The organism is Haliscomenobacter sp. (assembly GCF_041740695.1).
In the GTDB taxonomy this organism is placed as follows: domain Bacteria; phylum Bacteroidota; class Bacteroidia; order Chitinophagales; family Saprospiraceae; genus Haliscomenobacter.
In genome coordinates this window covers 1-20625 of record NZ_JBGSLK010000141.1, presented here as the reverse complement: position 1 = coordinate 20625, position 20625 = coordinate 1, and the positions used below count along the sequence as shown (strand labels likewise).

Annotated in this window: 12 protein-coding genes; 8 read left to right on the top strand and 4 right to left on the bottom strand. The window is 48.3% G+C overall.

Features of this window, described 5'->3' with window-relative positions:
• The 3 genes from ACEW9O_RS29055 to ACEW9O_RS29045 all read left to right on the top strand — a co-directional run.
• The coding region (locus ACEW9O_RS29055; RefSeq protein ID WP_373553748.1) for a GNAT family N-acetyltransferase at positions 1–537 on the top strand (537 nt) is incomplete at its 5' end.
• Positions 538–579: 42 nt separating this feature from the next.
• Positions 580–2256 carry an amidohydrolase family protein gene (locus ACEW9O_RS29050; protein WP_373553747.1) on the top strand — a complete coding sequence of 559 codons (1677 nt, stop codon included), beginning with the start codon at positions 580–582 and terminating at the stop codon, positions 2254–2256.
• A 379-nt stretch (positions 2257–2635) separates the two neighbouring features.
• Positions 2636–3694, top strand: a complete 1059-nt coding sequence (locus ACEW9O_RS29045; protein WP_373553746.1) for a fatty acid desaturase — start codon at positions 2636–2638, stop codon at positions 3692–3694.
• Between the two features lie 117 nt (positions 3695–3811).
• Here the strand turns inward: ACEW9O_RS29045 and ACEW9O_RS29040 are convergent, their stop codons facing one another.
• Together ACEW9O_RS29040 and ACEW9O_RS29035 are read right to left on the bottom strand one after the other, a co-directional pair.
• A complete protein-coding gene (locus tag ACEW9O_RS29040) occupies positions 3812–4696 on the bottom strand; it encodes a TraB/GumN family protein (protein ID WP_373553745.1) in 885 nt (294 codons plus the stop codon).
• 59 nt (positions 4697–4755) lie between these two features.
• Complete coding sequence (locus tag ACEW9O_RS29035) at positions 4756–6516, bottom strand: glycoside hydrolase family 9 protein (protein ID WP_373553744.1); 1761 nt, start codon at positions 6514–6516, stop codon at positions 4756–4758.
• Positions 6517–6640: 124 nt separating this feature from the next.
• Here ACEW9O_RS29035 and ACEW9O_RS29030 point away from each other — a divergent pair, with 124 nt between their 5' ends.
• The gene (locus ACEW9O_RS29030) at positions 6641–7651 is read left to right on the top strand and encodes a pirin family protein (protein ID WP_373553743.1); all 1011 of its coding nucleotides are present in this window, start codon (positions 6641–6643) and stop codon (positions 7649–7651) included.
• Between the two features lie 104 nt (positions 7652–7755).
• On the top strand, positions 7756–8727 hold the full coding sequence (locus ACEW9O_RS29025) for an aldo/keto reductase (RefSeq protein WP_373553742.1): 972 nt from the start codon (positions 7756–7758) through the stop codon (positions 8725–8727).
• A gap of 274 nt (positions 8728–9001) precedes the next feature.
• Here the strand turns inward: ACEW9O_RS29025 and ACEW9O_RS29020 are convergent, their stop codons facing one another.
• Entirely contained in the window at positions 9002–9898 is an 897-nt protein-coding gene (locus ACEW9O_RS29020) for an NAD(P)H-binding protein (protein WP_373553741.1), read from the bottom strand.
• 123 nt (positions 9899–10021) lie between these two features.
• Positions 10022–10612: a TetR/AcrR family transcriptional regulator gene (locus ACEW9O_RS29015; protein ID WP_373553740.1), complete on the bottom strand. Its 591-nt coding sequence runs from the start codon at positions 10610–10612 to the stop codon at positions 10022–10024.
• A gap of 486 nt (positions 10613–11098) precedes the next feature.
• Between ACEW9O_RS29015 and ACEW9O_RS29010 the strand changes: the two genes are divergently transcribed.
• From ACEW9O_RS29010 to ACEW9O_RS29000, 3 genes are all read left to right on the top strand, one after another.
• Positions 11099–15166, top strand: coding sequence for a response regulator (locus tag ACEW9O_RS29010; RefSeq protein ID WP_373553739.1), 4068 nt, complete (start codon positions 11099–11101; stop codon positions 15164–15166).
• Between the two features lie 438 nt (positions 15167–15604).
• Complete coding sequence (locus ACEW9O_RS29005) at positions 15605–17470, top strand: choice-of-anchor Q domain-containing protein (RefSeq protein ID WP_373553738.1); 1866 nt, start codon at positions 15605–15607, stop codon at positions 17468–17470.
• Positions 17422–20625 (top strand): beta strand repeat-containing protein (locus ACEW9O_RS29000; RefSeq protein ID WP_373553737.1); only part of this gene is annotated, 3204 nt, incomplete at its 3' end. The genes ACEW9O_RS29005 and ACEW9O_RS29000, both read left to right, overlap by 49 nt.

Here is a 20625-nt window from a genome sequence, read left to right as displayed (position 1 = left end):
TGGTCTAAGTCTCTGCGGCAGCCTCAACTTTCTCAACCTCCTCAACTTTCTCAACCAAATAATCTAAACATGCACATTCGCCCAGCCCATACTGCTGATTTAAATGGCATTACCCGCCTATTTTTTGCTACTGTCAACAATGTCAATTCCAAAGATTACTCTGCCGAACACATTCAAGCCTGGGCCGAAGCCGCCCTGGATCAGGAATATTGGCAAAGTAAAATTGATAGCCTTTATTTCTGGGTCGCTGAAAATGAGGAGGAAGAATTGTTGGGCTTCGTATCACTCAGCCCCGAAGCATACCTGGATCACATATTTGTACACGACAAACACCAACACGAAGGGATCGCGACGGCCCTTTTGACCATCCTGGAGGAGAAAGCGCGGGAATTGGGCATGGCCAAAATAGACTCCGATGTTAGCATTACCGCCAAGCCTTTTTTTGACCAACAGGGTTATGTGGTAGAAAAAGAAAACCGCAAAGAGTGGAAAGGCCTGGTGTTTGTGAATTATCGGATGGTGAAGGAGTTGGGGTAATATAAATTTATAGTCTAACTTAGCGAAGAAATACCTTCACTCATGATTCGATCTTTACAATTTTTTGCTGCCATCAGCCTCCTGGCCATCAGCTTTTCCTGCCAACCTACTACTGAATACGACCTCGTCATCCGCAATGCTACCCTCTACGATGGGAGTGGAATGGCACCCGTTCAGGGCGATTTGGCCATTAGTGGTGACACCATTGCCGCGATGGGTGCATTCAAAGGCAAAGGCAAAACCGAAATAGATGCTGCGGGAATGGCGCTTAGCCCCGGCTTTGTCAATATGCTCAGTTGGGGCACCGAAAGTTTGTTGGTGGATGGCCGTGGCTTGAGTGACATCAAACAAGGCGTTACCCTGGAAGTGATGGGCGAAGGTTGGTCGATGGGGCCACTGAATGAACAAATGAAAAAAGACGAAGCAGGCTCCCAAGGCGACATCAAATACGACATCACCTGGACAACGCTGGGCGAGTATCTGCAAACTTTGGAAAAAAAGGGCGTAGCCCCCAACGTGGCTTCCTTTTTAGGCGCAACCACTTTGCGCATCCACGAAATCGGCTATGAAGACCGACAACCCACCCCCGAAGAATTAAAAAACATGCAGATGTTGGCGCGCCAGGCCATGGAAGAAGGCGCCTTAGGCATTGGCTCGTCTATGATTTATGCCCCCGCCACCTATGCTTCCACAGAGGAGCTGATTACCCTAAGTCGGGTGGCTGCACAATACGGAGGCATGTACATTACCCACATGCGCAGTGAAGGCAATAAATTGTTGGAAGCGGTGGATGAAGTGTTGCGCATTGCCCGCGATGCCAATATCCCTGCCGAAATTTACCACCTGAAAGCTGCTGGGAAAAACAACTGGCCCAAAATAGATCTGGTGATTGCCAAAATCGACAGCGCCCAAAAAGCTGGACTCAAAATCAGCGCCGACATGTATACCTACACCGCAGGGGCTACTGGTCTGGATGCGGCCATGCCTACCTGGGCACAAGAAGGTGGTTATGGGGAATGGGTAAAACGCCTGCAAGACCCCGCGACCCGCAAGCGCATCATCGCCGAGATGAAAACCGATGCCCAGGATTGGGAGAATTTGTACTACGCGGCGGGTTCGGCAGAAAAACTGCTCTTGGTAGGCTTTCGAGCCGATTCCCTCAAAAAATTTACGGGTAAAACCCTCGCTGAAGTCAGTAAAATTCGTGGAAAAAGCCCCGAAGAAACCGCTTGCGACCTGGTCATTCAAGACGGTAGCCGGGTAGGTACAGTATATTTTCTGATGTCGGAAGACAATGTGAAAAAACAAATCAAATTGCCCTATGTCTCCTTGGGCTCGGATGCCGGAGCGATGGCTTCGGAAGGTGATTTCCTCAAATCGAGCACTCACCCACGGGCTTATGGCAACTTTGCGCGCCTCCTGGGTAAATATGTACGGGAGGAAAAAGTGATCAGCCTGGAAGAAGCCATTCGCCGCCTGAGTTCCCTGCCTTGTGAAAACCTCAAAATCCAAAAACGGGGTAAACTTGCACCTGGATACTTCGCCGATGTAGTCGTGTTTGATCCCAAAACCATTGCCGATAAAGCGACCTTTGATGCCCCCCACCAATACGCAGTGGGGGTCAAACACGTTTTTGTCAATGGCATTCAGGTCTTGGCGAATGGGGAGCCTACGGGAAAACCTGCCGGGCGTTTTGTGAAAGGACCTGGTGCCAAGTAAAATTTAGGAACGGAAAGTCCCTTGGGGGCGATAAAAAAATAAGTGCTTCATTTTGCCAGAGGATTAGATAAGTAAACGGTTCATTTTAAGTTTCTTATCTAATCCTTTGGCTCAGGAAAAATGAACACTTATTTTTGCCCCACTACTTGTAGCCTAAACTCACCCGAATTTTTGAACAAAAAGCACAAAGACTCGTTTCTTAGGCTTATCTCCGATTTAGTAGGAGCAAAGGTCAATAATGTTTATCTTGCGCCTTATTGTTGTTCCTAAATGATCGAATGGCTTATACCACGATTGTTGCGGTGTTAAAGTGGATTTTCTATTTCATCCCGAACCCAATTCACTTTCACTTTTATTCAATACTTAAACTACGATTTTAATGAGAGATTTTGCACAAATCACCATTACTGATCCGATGGGCGCTCCTCAACCAAACAACTTTCTGGATCGCTTTTGGGTAAGCTTGCTTAAAGATTCTAGGGATTTACCACTGATGCAACTTACCTTCAAAATCACTGTGACTTTGCTTCCCCTGACCGTATTGCTGTTCATTACACAGGGCTGGGTATGGGCATTGGTCTTTGTGGCCCATTTTTACCTCAATCACTTGTATTTCAAAGGACCTTTTGGGCTGATGTTGCATTGTGCGATCCATCGTCCTTTGTTCAAAAAAGAATACGAGGCACTGAACAACTATTTGCCTTGGTGCCTCGCGCCCTTGTTTGGGCATACCCCTGAAACTTACCGTGCGCACCACATTGGCATGCACCACGCGGAGAACAACATGGAAACCGACGATAGCTCCACCCTGCAATTCCAACGCGACAGCATGCGGGATTTTGGCAAATATGTGGGCCGTTTCATTTTGTATGGGGTGTACAACTTGTACCTCTACCACCGGGCTAAAAAACGCAAGTTTTTCATGACCCGCATTCTGGCTGGTGAAATTGCGTTTTATACCATGGTGATTGCGCTGTGTTTTGTGAATTTCACAGCTACTTTCTTTGCGTTTATTTTCCCACTCTTTGTGTTCCGCTTTGTAGCTATGTTGGGCAACTGGTCGCAGCATTCCTTCGTTGATGCTGAAGATCCCAGCAACCACTACAAAAACAGCAGCACCTGTATCAACCACTTCTACAACCACAAATGTTGGAATGATGGCTACCACATCAGCCACCATATTTTCCCACACATGCATTGGACCGAGCACCCCAATCATGTGCTGCAAAACCAAAATGATTATGCAGCAAATAAGGCCCTGGTGTTTGAAGACCTGGATTTTTTACGGATTTTCATCCTGCTGATGCAAAAGAAATACGACGCTCTGGCTGATCATGTGGTCAACTTCAACGGTACTTTTTCGTCGAAAGAGGAGATTGTGGAATTGATGAAGGCGAGGACGATGAAAATTGAAGTCGCTGAGGCTGTGCCTGCATAATTACTAAGGTGGTTCTTAGGTGTCTAAGGTTTCTTAGGTGGTGAAATTTATACCCTGCTCTGCAGGGATTTTCCTTACCACCTAAGAAACCTTAGACACTTAAGAACCACCTTAGCATCACAACACCGCCGTCACCCGGTACCCCGCCTTCCGCAACAAAGTCAACACCCCATCCTTTCCCGGCAAATGCCCGGCACCCACCGCAAAAAAGCTTGACTTTTCCGCCGCGATCGACCCAATCTTCGGAATCCACTTGTGGTTGCGTCGATTCAATAGCACAGTACTAAAGTCGATACCCCCTGATTGTTCAACCATATAGTCAAGCAGCGCATTGATGTTTTGCGATTTGTACAATTCCACCATTTTGCCAAACATGGCTTTTTGTTTGTCAAAATCATTGAGCATTTCGCTCAGGTACTTGGCCTGTTGAGGGTAGGGAATGGTCGCCATGGCCTCGGTTTGTTCCTGGATGCTTTCCAAACCTTTGACCTCTTTTTGCGCTTCTTTAGCCATGCCAACCAGCGTCATCTCGTAGGAGGCGATTTGGTTGTCCATCATTTGTTGCATGGCAAAAGAAGCCACCAGCATGGGTTGCCATTTGTTGAACACTTCGACGCCCACGCCAGTACTTTTTTTGACTAAAACATCCAGTTTTTGATAATCCTCAGTGGAAAGCAATTTGTCGAGCGTGCTGCCGTCGCGCATGCTGGCATTTTGGAGCATATTCATCCCCATGGCCGGATCATCCATGTCCAATTCCAGCACAACTTGTTGGGTGTTGGCTAGCGCCTGTTTCATGGCATCACTTAGGAAAAAATCCTTTTGGGGCAAAATATGGATGGTGCCCAGCAGGTACGAAGGCACTTTTAAATTTTTACCCTCTATTTTCCACAGCAGGGAATTGTCGCTTTTTACAGCGGCGGATTCACTGGTTTTGCAACCCGCCAAAAACACGAGAATAGTCCCCAAGAGCCACAATAAGCTGTACAATCGTTGGTTCATTAGCAGTCGATTTTTTGCTATATCAGTTGAAATAGCTGACTTAGAATTACAACAAAGGTTTATTTTTTGCTTTTAAAGGCCCCTTGTTCCGCTAACGCTTCAACGGCTACCGCCAGGTACACCATTGGTGCATTCCAGTTGATGGCGATTTCGTTGGAGGCATATGAACAGGCATCATCGATGAAACACTCGTCGGGAGCATCCGAAGGGTAGCCGGGGCACTTGTCCTGCTTACCCGGGTTGGGGCCGCCGGAGAGCAGACCTGGCACGGGTTCGTCTACTCCATCTGCCTCCGACAAACGGTGGTGGATGTGGCGAGGATATTTGTGGCCAAACCCAGTAACAAAACAATACCCGGTAGCATTGCGCCCCAGCAAGTAGTCCAGGTTGTGGAGCGCTCCCTGCAGGTAAGTAGCTTTTTTGTTCAAACGATAGGCTTGCAACAACACCACGGCCTGATTGGCAGCCACGGCAGAACTGCCCCATACAAAATCACTGGCGCTTTTACCCATCACCGTATGGTAAGGCCGTTGATCCAAACCCATCAATAAGGAGTCCGCCAGTTTTTGTAGTTTCTGAATGGCCAATTTGGAGGATTTTCGCCCCTTGGCTGGCATAACTTTCGCATTGCGTGCCAAAGCCAAGGCCGCCAAAGTAGCCACTTGATTCCAAGTGGGGACACGTAGTGCTTGTTTGAACTCGATCCGTGATTGGTATTGTTGTTCGCCCGTGCTTATGAAGAGCTCGGTGGCGGCCCAGAGCCACTCATCTGCGGCGGAGCGGTCGTCGTAAGCACCCGTAACGACATCAGGGTCGAAGCTTTTATTGAGTTCATTTTGTTGGTAAAGGACATTGGGATTTTGGATGGACCAATTCCAGGCTTTGCGCGCCACTTGCAGGCAAGAGTCAGCCAATCCGGGCAATTGGTTTTGGAAAGGCCGCAAAACCCGTGCTGCCTGTGCCGCTACCGCCGCCAGGTTCAGGGCTGCTGTAGTGGTTTTTTTCACCACGTAACGCGGCTTGGTTGCCTCGTGGGGCATGATGCGCATGGGGTCGAAGCTGGGATTGGTCAACTTATGGTACACTCCGCCGTCGTTGGGGTCTTGCATATTCAGCATCCAGCGCAGGTTCCAAAGTATCTCGTCCAGCAGGTCGGGAAGCTGGTTTTGGCTTTCAGGGATATTGGTCTTGAGCTTCTGGGAGTACTGCGGGAAATCTTCGTACAAGGACAGTAGGGTAGAGGTCGTAATGCCCGAATTGACCACGTATTTGTTGTAATCACCTGCATCGTACCATCCGCCGGGTGCCGAAATTTCGTACCCTGCGGGTCTTGTTGCTGAGGCGGCAGAAGGGTGTACCAAAACCTTATCGTCGGGATGCCCAAAAGGGCGCGCCCAGGCACCGGCGTAAGTGGCAGGTAGAGCGGTAGACATGCGTTGGAAATAATAACTTTTCAGCACGCTCTGGGCCAAATCACGATGTACGTCTGCTGCAATGACAAAGGAGCTGGAATGGGTACCATCAGCTAGGTATAGCTGGTATTTGCCATCTTCTTGCAGGCTAGAAAAATCGGCAATTTGGCTGCTTTTGCCGGAGAGGGAATTGGGGCGAGCAGCACTGAGGTTGCCCTGAAATACTGTATCTCCTTTGGTCAGATCGAGTACAAAAAAAAGGGTATTGGAAGTGCTGGGAGCGATTACGGCAATTTTGGGAGCAGTGGGGTAAAAGCCGATTTGATTGAGGTGGATTGCAACTGTTTGAGCCGTCGCACCAGAAGTACAGAACAGGGTAAAAGCCAGGAGGAGATAGCTTGCACGCATGGTTGAATTTTTTTTGTTGTGATGGGTGAAGATAAGCGCTTTGGGCAAAGCAGAAAAGGTAACAGATCGGGCAGAACATTTACCCCCCCAAATTTGTATAAAATACCACCAAAACACAGCGTATATGTCCAACATCCTCCGCATCCGCCCCCTCGGCTTTCCCTGGGAAACCCGCGACCCCTTCCTTTTCTGCGTACATCATGAAGACTTTTACCCTACAGGCAATGCCGAAATGGGCCCGGCTAGCTCCCTCAGCGGCCGCAACCTCGGCAATGATTTCACGATCAAAGATGGCTGGCGCATGTACCACGGACGGACGGTACCCGGCTTTCCCGCGCACCCTCACCGGGGCTTTGAAACAGTAACCATCGTGCGCAAAGGTTTTGTGGATCATTCTGATTCGCTAGGCGCTACCGCCCGCTTTGGCAATGGCGACGTGCAATGGATGACCGCAGGCCGCGGTGTACAACACTCCGAGATGTTTCCACTGTTGAAGGAAGACCAGGAGAATCCCTTTGAACTCTTCCAAATCTGGCTCAACCTGCCCGCCAAACACAAACTGGTAGACCCCCATTTTGGCATGCTCTGGGATCATACCATTCCACAAGTGGAGCACGTGGATGCACAAGGCAAAAAGACTTGGCTGCGGGTAATCGCTGGTCAGGTAGCTGAGGCACAAGCTCCCGCGCCGCCGCCCAATTCCTGGGCTGCCGATCCAGCCAATGAAGTGGCCATCTGGACCCTTAAGCTGGAGCCAGGCGCCCAATATACTTTGCCCGCAGCCAGTGCAGGTTTGAACCGTTCTTTGTATTTTTTCAAAGGGGATACCCTACAATTGGATGGCCAAAAGGTGGGGCTTAAAAACGCCATCGAAGTCCGTTCGGACGCAGCAATTCTAATTGAAAATGGCAATACTGAAACAGAATTGCTGCTCCTGCAAGGCCGCCCCATCAATGAGCCCGTGGCGCAATACGGCCCCTTTGTAATGAATACCCAGGCTGAGTTGCAGCAAGCGGTAAATGATTACCAACGCACGGAGTTCGGCGGTTGGCCCTGGCCGAGTGCGGATCATGTGCATGCGCGGGATACGGGGCGCTTTGCGGTACACGCGGATGGGCGAGAAGAACATGTGTGACTATGTGGGTGATGTTTCTCATCACCATAGTGTTTTATTTGCTGTGGCTCGTACATCTGCCCGTAATTCCCTAAATTCACCACCTCAAACAAAAACATTCAACGATGCAATACCGCCGTTTTGGACGTACTGAAATGCAAGTCAGCGAAATGGGTTATGGCATGTGGGGCCTGGCCGGATGGAAAGACTCTGATGATGACGAAACCTGGAAATCCCTGCTGCTATCGGTCGAATTGGGCTGCAATTTTTTTGACACCGCCTGGGCCTATGGTGATGGAATCAGCGAGGAGATTTTGGGCAAATTGCTGCGGCAGTTCCCGGATAAAAAACTCTATGTCGCCACCAAAATTCCTCCCAAAAACCGCAAGTGGCCTTCCCGGCCAAGCTTCAGCCTCGACGAAGTTTTTCCTTCCGACTACATTGAAGAATACGTCAACGACAGCCTTAAAAACCTGGGCATCGAGTGCATCGACCTGATGCAATTCCACGTCTGGGAAGATGGCTGGGCCGAGCGCGATGAATGGAAAGAAACCTGCGCGCGCCTCACCCAGGCTGGCAAGGTCAGCCACTGGGGCATCAGCATCAACCGTTGGGAACCCAACAACAGTTTGCGCACCCTGGAAACGGGGCAAATCAGCGCGGTTCAGGTCATTTACAACATCTTTGACCAAAACCCGGAAGACCAACTTTTCCTCCTCTGCCGCAAACTCGACATAGGTGTCATCGCCCGGGTTCCTTTCGACGAAGGTACCCTGACTGGTACCTTGACCAAAGACACGGTTTTCCCTCCCGGTGACTGGCGGGGCACTTATTTTGTACCCGAAAACCTGATCCCTTCCGTCGAACGCGCCGATGCCCTCAAACCATTGGTTCCAGCCGGAATGACCATGGCGGAAATGGCCCTGCGCTTTATCCTCAGCAACTCCGATGTACATACCACTATTCCCGGCATGCGCCGCGAGCGGAATGTGCGCATGAACATGGCCACGAGTGATGGCAAGGGTTTGAGCCTGGATTTGTTGAATGCCCTGAAGGAGCATCGCTGGGATCGGGTGCCGACGGCTTGGTCGCAGTAACGGCTGAGGCACCTTAGCACTGTCAATTACCCACAAATCCGCACACATTAATTGGATTCGGCTTCGCCAAATCTTTTTAACACGACGTCACAACGCAACGACGGCACGACGATTAGCTACCGCTACCACCCAACGGCAAGCGTTGGGGACACTCAGCGCGCAGCGCTGAGGACGTCGTGTCGTCGTTCCGTTGTGTCGTGTTGAAATCAAGCAGCGAAGCTGCGTCAAAAAGTCTAATTTGTGGTTTTGTGGGTAATTGACAGACCTTAGCAGCTTAAACTAGTTCAGTTACTAAAGCATGTTTCAACTCATTTTCAACAAACTGCTCCAAAGAGATCTGGCCAACGTAAGCATTGCTTTGGCGGTCAAAACCAGCGGTATAGCCACTGGAAACAATCGCCTGATACAGTTCACCATATCCTTCCGCAATGGTCGCTGGAATACCTGCGCCAATCATACCTTGTACAGTTTGCTCCGTGGTGCTGGTCACAAAGGGAACCTGATTGCCACTTGCCTTGCTGATGAAAGCAGCGGCCTCCCCAAAGGAATAATCACGTGGCCCAACTGCGAACTGCACAGACTGTCCCTTGAAATCGAGGTTGAGCAATCGTTGTGCGGCAATTGTGGCAATGTCAGTAACATGCACAAAGCTGAAAGAATGATCTGCAGCCAAAGGTTGTGCAATCACACCCAGGTGTTTGATCATGTCTAGCAGGCCGTAAAGGTTTTGGTAAAAATACCCAGCACGGAGGTGCAAGACATTCAAGCCGGGTACATTGTTCAACATGTGTTCCAGATAATACAAACCACTCACTGGCCCAGCGCCTTCAGGTAGATGTGCCCCCATCGAGCTCAAATTGACCACATAAGGTACTTTAGCACTGTGAACGGCTAAGGTAATGGAAGTTGCAATCTGGATTTGGTACGCTCGCCAATCCTGTACATCCCATTTCGGCGGTACCAGGCTATATACAGCCGTTGCGCCGCGGAAAGTCTGGGTTAAAAAATCGCTGTCGTGCAAGTCTCCAACGGCAACCACGGCGCCTTTGGCTACCAAGTCTTGTGCTTTGGCAGCATCGCGACTCACAATCGTTACGGCTTTACCTGCGGCCAAAAGGGTTTCGGCTATTTGTTTGCCCGTATTTCCGGTTCCTCCAAGAATAACGTACATGTTTGAATGGTTTTGTGGTGAAAAGTATACTGACTAATACATACTGGTTGGTATGTTTTTTGACCTAAAAAAAGGCAACATTTGTTGCCGTATTCCGCTGTAGAGACGCACGGCCGTGCGTCTCTACGCGCGGAACAATTCCAGATAATTCAACAGTTGCTGAATGTTGCGGTGAAAACTGTTCAGGCTCTTTAGCACTTTTGCTACACCATAGGCACCTTCCATCCCTGCCACCATAAAGGAGGCTACTGCTGTACAATCGGTATCTGATTTGACTTGCCCTTGAGCGACACCTCGTTCCAAAGCGCGGGCAGAATAATGAATCATGCCATCCATTACTACTTTTAGCCGCTGGCGGAAATCTTCGTTTAGTGGCGACATTTCCTGCACAAGGTTGTTCAGTGGGCAACCGAGGTAAATGTCATCAGGACTGGCTTTGTCGGACAGTTCTTGCAAATGCCCTTTAAGCAGATCAATCGGATGCCCCTTGGCTTGTTCCAAACTACGGAAGAAGGCCAAATAAGAAGGTTCGATGATTTCTGCAATTACGGCCAAACCAATGGCATCTTTACTCGGAAAATAGTGATACAAAGCCCCCTTGGTAATGCCCAAGTCGGCAATCACCCGATCGGCGCGCAAGCCCTGGAATCCATTTTTGTGAATGTCCTGGAACATGCGTCCAAGTATCCGTTCGCGAGTATCAGTTGCGTTCATGCTGCAAAGGTATACATACTAGTTGGTATGTGCAAGTTTTGCGTTTAATTTTTTTATAAGTCGACCAAGGCTTCGTTTTTAGGACGTTTTTCTACCCTTTCGGACATCTGTCTATCTAGTCTTTAGACAGGGTTTCTTGGGGCTGCCTTACATTTGTCCCATCTAGCTTAGTAAGGTTAATGAATTGGCTAGAAGCCATGCTTTGATCCATTCTGACCAAACAGCTATTTAGAGGGAGTTTAATTTTAGACGAGAGGGATTACACGAAACAGTGTGTCCCTCTGGTTTTTTTAGCCACTTGCTTTGACCCGCCGCCCAGGTGATAAACATAAAAGTTGCCTGATTCTTAAAGCTTGTCTAAATTTGTTTATTACTTTTGCTCCTGCCTTTATACTTTTTTGATAGCCCTTGATCTACATTTTAGCCTAAACATATCTAAAGATTCGATTACAACGATTTAACTCGTTGTGGATAACGAAATATTCAATGCGCCTGAATTATTCCATATTCCTGTCCTTTGGGTTTATCCTACAGATTGGTTCCATTTGTGCTCAACCCAAGTACAGTGCAGAGGTACATGTATATACCACCGAACAGGGTTTGCCAAGCAACCATGTATATCAGTGTTTTCAGGATCGGAGGGGCTTGTTGTGGTTGCTTACCGGTGGGGGGCTTTGTCGCTTTGATGGTCAGGAGTTTAAACTCGTCTTGGATAAGGGCTTTAACACGGATTATTCTAAAAATAAAATCCTGTTTGAAGAGCCTAATGGGGATCTTTGGATCAGCATTTATGTAGCAAAAGATAGTGTGCATTACAGCATTTTCAATACCATCACCGGTCGATTTAGCGACCCAAAACGAAAGTTTGGCAAATGGCTTCCCCCTCGGATGGTGGAAGTAGTGTATGCAGGAAAACAAAGTTATTGGGTGAGTACCGCTTCGGGGGAATTGCTCAAAATAAGGCCAGGAAAATCGATTCAACGCATTAATACAAAGCTCGGATTTGCACCGAAAATCTACGCGGCAGATAGCATTCGGCAAACCGTTTTAGTGGATGTTACAACTCAGGAGAATACCCGGGACCAAGTTTGCAGGCTTTTTAATGATCGCGGTAAAACAATTGGGACTTTTACCATTCCTTTTTTGCAACGCATCCAACTTGATTCAAAAAACAACTACCGGTTTAATTCCTTGAGCCAGGTAGGGGTCATCTCTTCAGATGGAAGGTTTAGCCAGGAATCCATTGCCCGGTACTTGCCCAATTACGTTGAACAGCAGGCTTTTGACAATGCCTGGCCCTTGGCTTATGATTTTAAAACTCAACAGTACTGGCTGGTGCACAACTATAAAATGGACGTTTTTCATCCCCAAAAAGGACAATTTAGCCTTTCCCAAAATAGAGCCCAACTGTTGCCACAAGGCGCTTTTTCGATTTTTATTGATCAACAGAGCACCGCCTGGATTTGTACCATTGAAGGTTTGTATCAAGTTAAAATCAATCAGCAGCGCTTCCAGCGTTTGTTGTGGACTGACCCCTCCAAAGGTGGGAACCGGGTATTGATGTCTTGTCGGGGGATCGTTAAAGATGAAAAAAATGAGGTTTTATATGCAAGTGTAGGAAACTGTATCTGGGGCATTCCAAATGGACAAACATCCCGAAAGATATTTTGCAGGGAAATTGCCATTTACGCCATGTCAATGATTGCTGATCAGTCTTCAGTATTGGCTGGCTGTGAAGCTTTATTTAGCCATGATGTCCGGCTGAATAATACGCGAAAACTGCTTCAAATTCCCCGCTATTTCACCATTGCCTGGTCTTTCCTTACTCAGGGAAAACGCACCTGGATAGGTTTAAACAATGGATTGGCTTATTGGGATTCTGAAGCGGCAACTTTCCATTTTGTTGATTCGCTAAAAAGCCATCCAGCATTAAGTAATGCCATCATCCACTCGATTCTGCCTAAGGATGGGCAACAATTGTGGCTATTGTCCGAAAAAGGCCTGTTCCTTTTTGACACCCAAAGCGGAATAATCGCAAGGTATTGGACTGGAGGGAAGGGTAAATACAAACTACCCGTAGAGAACCTTCGCGCTTGTTATTTCGAAAAAAAGGACCTTTGGTGGTTTGCCACTGCGGAGGGATTGCTGCGCTGGAATCCCGAAAATGGTGAGTCTCGCTTGTTTACAACTGCAGATGGTTTGTCCAACAACAACCTCTATGCTGTATATGCGGATGCACACGGTTTTTTATGGATGAGTTCTGACAAAGGAATCATCCAATTTCAAAAAAGCACCGGCAAAACAAGGGTGTTTTTACCCCAAGATGGCATTACTCATTTGGAATTCAATCGGATTTCACATCACCAGGATCAGGATGGCCGCATTTATTTTGGTAGCCTCAATGGCATTACGGCCTTTCATCCTGATGAATTTTCCGAGGACTTCAACCGGACACCGGATATTCCACTTGTCCTCACCAGTGCCAATTTATTTTCCCAGAAAAGCAACACCCTGGAAGACGCTGAACCTGGCTATGTTCGGGCGAGCAAAATCGTCTTTAATCCCAATCATTTGTACTTGACGCTTCGCTTTGCCCTCCTTGATTACACCAATATCGGATTGACCCAATATGAATACCTCATTGAAGGTTTGGGGAATCAGTGGGGCCCTTGTTCGGGGGGATCCTTGCAGTTGGCGGGCTTACCTTATGGCAATTTTCGTCTCAGGGTACGGGCCAAAACGGCGAATGGTTTATACTCCAGTCGTGAATTGGTCATTCCCATCCAGGTTTTACGCCCTTTTTATATAAAATGGTGGTTTTTGCTGTTCCTTTTATCAGGGATTATTGCCGGGATCGTCGCTTTTTTCCGTTACCGCAACCAGTGGCTGAAACAGCGGAAAGTGGAACTGGAAAAAGAGGTAGCCATCCAAACTGAAAAAATTCTCCAAGACAAAGCGATCATCGAAGAACAAGCCGCTGAATTGATCAAATTGGATGCCGCAAAATCCCGTTTTTTTGCAAACGTAACCCACGAATTGCGCACCCCCATCACCCTGATCCTCGGACCAATCCATACCTATCTGGAGCAAAACGGGCTCAGCCAGCAGGATGCCAATTTATTGTACCTGGCCAAAAACCACACGGAAGGTTTGCAACAAATGGTAAATGACTTGTTGGATTTGAGCCAACTGGAAGCTGGTAAATTGGCGACCCACGAAGTACCGATATTGTTGCAACAAAAAATCCAATTTTTATTGGCTCCCTTCGAGGTGATGGCCACGAATAAAGGCATTGAACTAAAGCTGAATTACCAGGCCGATACACAAATGGTGATTCAATTGGATCAAAGGCTCTTTAGAATGATTTTCAACAACTTATTGTCCAATGCGCTGAAATTTACGGAATTGGGAGGAAGCACTACTGTAAGGGTTAAAGACTTGGCCTCCAGTGTGCAATTGGAAGTGGAGGACAGTGGCCGGGGCATCCATCCCGACGATTTGCCCTTTGTCTTTGACCGTTATTTCCAAACGCAGCATCAGGAAAACGCCTACGAGGGCGGCACAGGTATTGGCCTGGCCTTGGCCCGGGAGTCGAGTAAAGCGATGGGTGGCACGCTGGAGGTAAAGAGCATCTGGGGCAAGGGCAGCACCTTTATTTTTAGGTTTCCTAAAAAAGAATTTTTTGGCAAAGCAGCAGTGCCAGAATCACTGGAAACCCATAGCACGCCTGCATATGTAGAAAAACCAAGCGCAGCAACAACAAAAAACTCAGCAGGAAAAGCCCAATTGTTGCTGGTTGAAGACAATGCTGATTTGCGCCAATACTTGACTCAAATTTTAAGCCTGGACTATCAAATTGTAGCGCTTTCCAATGGGCGAGAGGCTCAAGAGTACCTTAAAAACGCTACTCCTGATCTGATCATCTCCGACATCATGATGCCTCTGATGGATGGATTTCAGTTGCTGGAATGGTTGAAAGCGGGGGCATTGGCCCAAATTCCAGTGATCATGCTAACCGCGCGGGCCGACCTGGGCGACAAACTGCGGGCCTTGCGCATTGGCGTAGACGATTACCTGGTCAAACCTTTTGTGGAAATCGAATTGTTGACCCGGATTCAAAACTTGCTGCAACGCCAGGATCTTCGGCGGAGCCTGGCCCAGATGGCTGAAGACGAAGTCTCCGCTACAACTTCAACAGACACCCCAAACAGCACCGGCGAATCTCTTTCTACCACTGAAAAACAATGGCTGGAATTGTTGGAAAAAACGGTTTCTGCTCACTTGGACGACCTCGAATTTTCGGTAAATGACCTAGCCAAGGCTGTCTTTATGTCCCGCTCCGTTTTTTACAACGAAATGGGGCGAATTTTAGGACTCACCCCCAATGAATACATCAACGAAGTGCGACTGATCAAAGCGATGGAGCTTTTTCAAGCCAATCCGGGAGTGTATAGTGTGAAAGAAATGGCCAGCAAAGTGGGATATCGGGATGAGAAATATTTTTCGAGGCAGTTTAAACAACGGTTTGGGGTATTGCCTTCGCAATTGCGGTAGGTGCTCAATATGTAGTGGGATAAAAATAAATTCTTATTTTTTTATCACCCCTATGCTGATACAGAAGCACATTTTTCAACCCAACGCTTCCGCTACCCAGTCCTCAATATTCCTGGTTTCACTGGAAAAATTCACCCCAACGCCGATCACTTTTTTACCCATGTGGTATTGGATTCTACTTGGGCACAAAGATAGGGAAGTATTGATGCTTTCTCAGGCCTAGTTATCCACGAACCACCGGCAAACGAAAAACAAAAAAATTATAAACGGTTTTAGACAAAGGTCTTATTCAATGCCCTACGGATTAAGATAAAAAAACTTTTAAAAAAAAAGACTCCATTATTTAAGCATTATCCCTTATTTTTGATCGCGTATAGACGTACCTAATTTTTTGTTCAATTTTGATTGACGACCAACACAAATCATAAACTTGATCTCATGAAGTACCTTTCCCCTTTTAAACCTGTAAATGCTGTTTGTTTTTTGACAGTAGAATTCGCGCTTTTTTGTTGCGCCTTGTTCTTTTTTGGGCAATCGCTTCAGGCTCAAACTACCCGTACGGTGTGCGCTAGTGGGTGCGATTTTACCACTATTGCTGCAGCAGTAGCGGCATCTGCCAATGGCGACATTATCCATGTTAATACGGCTTTGCATACCGAAATTAACGTTGCAATCGCTAATAAAAACCTGACCATTAGAGGCAACGGCATTGCTGCTACCACGGTACAGGGTGCTGCCAGCAGATCCACTGCCGCGGGTCGTATTTTCATTATTTCGGGTACGTCTGTGGTCATTATCGAAGACCTGAAAATCCAGCATGGTAATAGTGGTGCTGGTGGTGCTATAAATATAGATGGTTCAGGTAGTTTTTCGGCAAATCGAGTACATTTTTATCGCAATGATGCTTTAGAAGCATTTCAAAATAGAGAAGGCGGTGCGATATACAGCCTTTCAGCCCCAGGTCATTCGCTATCCTTTATTGAATGTATCTTCGAAGAAAATAGGTGTGTGGCCGCTACGAATACCTCGAGAGGTGGGGCGATTCAAAGTCTCGCTAATGCGGGTGCCGGAACATTTACGGTATCCAAATGTATCTTTCTTAACAACTCCGCTGTAAATACCGGCGGGGCTATTAACGCTGGATCTGGTAGTATTGCTTGGGCAGTGACTGACTGCACATTTGACGGTAATTCAGTAAGCAATACGCTTAATGGTAATGGAGGCGCGATCAATGCCAACTCGCCTTTCGCAGGAGGAATTAATCGTTGTTTATTCACAAATAATTCTGCTGGACTGAATGGAGGCGCAATCCGTTTTTCGTTCAGCAGTATGAATTTAGCTGAACTCACTAATTGTACTTTTTTCAACAATACCGCCGTTAACGGAGCCGGGTTTTTTAGGCAGAACTCTGCAACAGGTAATTTGACAACACGTATCGTCAATTGCACGTTTAGTCAAAATACCGCCAGCGGCAATGGCAGCGGAATATACTATGGTTCAGCAACAGGCTCGACCATGCAAATCGTGAATACGATATTTAACCATCCATCCAAGGATATCTACGTAGATGCTGCAGCCGGAGATTTTACGGGTTCTACCAAAAATTACGGTAACAATTGCTCTGGTGTAGCCAGCGCACCTTGTTTGACTTTCGATTATAACACAGGCAACAGTACGCTTGGTCTCAACGCCACGCTAGCCAACAATGGCGGTTCTACCCAAACCCTTGAACTATTAGCGACCAGCACTTTGCGTAATGTGGGTGTCAATACTGCCACTGGCGCAACAGTTCCGATCAAAGACCAACGCAATTACTCGCGCACCGACGGGGGTATCGACCTAGGTGCTTACGAACGCGATGGAGTGGTGGACAATACAGATGCACCAGTCATTACTTATACCGCACTGGCTAACGATCCTAGCACAAGTGATCGCACCTTAACCGCTACTATCACCGATGCCAATGGGGTATATCCTTTTGCGACCTTGGCCGCAGATTTGCGACCACGTATTTATTTCAGAAAAAATGCTGGAAGTTGGAATAGTTCGGCGGGTTCACTTACCTCGGGTACTGGACGCAACGGTACTTGGAATTTTACTATTTCGGCAGCGGCAATGGGTGGTTTGTCAGCCGCGGATCAGGTCTGTTATTATGTGATTGCAGAGGATGTTTCTTCTACGGTAAACATAAGTTCTAATCCTGCGGGTGTCGTAGCAACTTCGGTTAATAGTGTAACGACACCGCCTACGCCTAATTGTTATACGATTGGAGCTGCCCCAACCCCACGGTCAACCTCTCCGTAAGCACCACCAGTGGCACCGAAGCAGGCGCGACCGTCATCACCGTCACGGCCACCGCCTCCGCAGCGGTAACAGGTGCCCAAACCGTAGCCTTGGGTGTAAATGGCAGCGGCATCACCGCTGGCGACTACACCCTCAGCAATACCACCATCACCATCCCATCTGGTCAAACCATGGGTACTGTAACCTTCACCGTAGTGAACGATGCATTGGTAGAAGGTGCTGAAATGGCTACTTTGACCATCAGCAGTCCTTCCTCAGGCATTGCCTTGGGTACTACGACTACGCGGGTTATTACCATTACGGACAATGATTTCCCCACCGTCAACCTCTCGGTAAGCACCAATACGGCCACAGAAGCAGGAGCGACTGTTGTCACCGTTACCGCTACTGCCTCCCCCGCCGTCACGGTCAACCAAGCCGTGGCCTTGTTTGTAACTGGCACCGGCATCACCGCTGGCGACTATACCTTAAGCAATACCACCATCACCATACCATCTGGTCAAACCACGGGGACTGTAACCTTCACCGTAGTGAATGATGCCGTGGATGAACCCAACGAAACGGTTACGCTGGACATCAGCGATATTCTCTTAGGCATTACCCTGGGTGCTACAACTACCCAGAATATTGTCATTACGGATGATGATGTAGCCGGAGTAACGGTGACCCAATCGGGTGGTTCTACCAACGTAACTGAAGGTGGTGCCACCGACGACTATACGGTGGTGCTTACCAGCCAACCTACCGCCAATGTAACCGTAAGCATCACTCCGGGTACCCAAGTGACGACTAGTCCTACACCCAGCTTGACCTTTAGCGCTGCCAACTGGAATACGCCACAAACCGTGACCGTCACGGCAGTAGATGATGCAGCAGTGGAAGGCGCACACACGGGTACGATTACACATACCACCACGAGTGCTGACACTGACTATAATGGTAGCTCGGTTGCTTCGGTTGTGGCGAATATTACGGATAATGATGTAGCGGCCATTTGCACCGCAAGCATCGTGATGAACAATGGCCCCATTTGTAGCGGCGAGGATGCTGTATTCACTGTGACTGGTACCAATGGTGCAACCCTTACCTACCATATAGGAAACGGTAACACGACCTTACTGTTGGATGGTACCAACCAAACCATCACAGTGCCCAATGCGACCGAAAATACACCTGGAGCGACAACGAATGGGGTTGTAGCGCATCTTACTCTTACCCTGGTCAGTGTATCAACGACCAGCCCAAGCTGTACTACCCTTTTGAGCGCAACTAGTGTGGTGGATATTTATGACAAACCTACTATTACTCCTATACCTGCACTAGCTGCGCGTTGTGCGGGTAGTAGCATTACCATCCCAACTGGATTTGCAGTGTCCGAAAATGGCTCTTCATTAACCGGAATCCTCTGGCAGTTGGAGACTGGAGTAGGCACAGGTATGTTTACGAACATCAGCCTGCCCTACATCACTTCGTTTGCAGATAATGGGAAAAAATTTCGTCTAGCGGCTACCAATGGCTGCGGTACCACTTACAGCAACGAGTTGGATGTGATCATTAATAACGTCAACACCGCTGGAGCCCCCTCATCCACACCCACGCTGGTGATCAATACCGCTCTAACTGCGATAACGCACGTGACCACAGGTGCCACGGGCATCGGCATGGCCACGAACCTTCCGGCGGGTGTTAGTGCGGCTTGGGCCGCGAATGTAATTACAATCAGCGGTATACCATCGGCCCCTGGCACCTTCAACTACAGCATTCCCCTCACGGGCGGCTGCGGTACAGTAAACGCCACAGGTACCATCACGGTAACGGCCACCGTAAACCTCTCGGTGAGCACCAATGCGGGTACAGAAGTAGCTGCGACCTCTATCACAGCTACGGCTACTGCTTCAGCTGCGGTGTCGGGTGATCAAACGGTCACACTCACAGTCACAGGTACTAACATCACCACTGGTGATTACACACTGAATAACAATACAACCAACAGCGTCACCATCACCATTCCAAATGGAATGACCACTGGCACTGCCACGTTCAAGGTGGTTGATGATGCAATTGACGAAAATACCGAAACAGCCACTTTGACCATCAGCAGTCCTTCCGCAGGCATTACCCTGGGTGCTACAACTACCCAGAATATTGTCATTACGGATGATGATGTAGCCGGAGTAATGGTGACCGAATCGGGCGGTTCTACCAACGTAACTGAAGGTGGTGCCACCGACGACTATACCGTGGTGCTTACCAGCCAACCTACCGACGATGTAACGATTAATATAGTGGTTGGCACGGCTCCATTATTAACTAGCCTAGTTGCAAATGATGCAACCTCTGGTTTTGGTGCTCCTGTTGGACAAGTCACGACCAGCCCTACCAGCTTGACCTTTACCTCAAGCAACTGGAATATGCTTCAAACGGTGACCGTCACTGCGGTAGATGATGCCGATGTTGAGGGCCCTCATAGCGAAACAATCTCGCACGAAGCATCCAGTGATGATCCAAATTACAATGGCACTGTTAGTTGTTTCGGTTGCATTGGAGTGGCTAATGTAAATGTGAGCATTACGGACAATGATGTGACTTGTACGGCGAGTATCGTTACGAACAACGGCCCGATCTGCAGTGGCCAAAATGCAGTATTTACTGTAACAGGTACTAATGGCGCCAATTTGACCTATAATACTGGTGGTGCAAATACTATGCTTGTACTAAACGGTACGAACCAACTTATCACTGTAAATGGCGTAACTGCAAATACAACCCTGACCTTGGTGAGTGTTTCAACCGCTAGCCCGGCTTGTACTACTCCACTTAGCGCGACTAGTACGGTGGTGGTGAATTCTAGCCCGACACTCGGCACCTTAACGACGAGTGCGGTGTGTGAAGGCCAAACGGCGATGATCAATGTAACTGGCCTGCTGCCCAACTCCACGGGTTCAGTAACCTATACTTATCCTGGTTTGGTCACTCCAGTTGTAGTCAATGGAACTTCAACTGCTGCTGGAACCTATGCATTCACTACCGATCCGCTGCCTTTGGCCGCGAATGGCCTGGTGATTTCGGTGATAAAAGTTGCGACAAGTACCTGCGAAACAAACTTCGCGACCGGCGTCAAAACCGTGACCTTGCAGGTAAATCCGAACCCGACA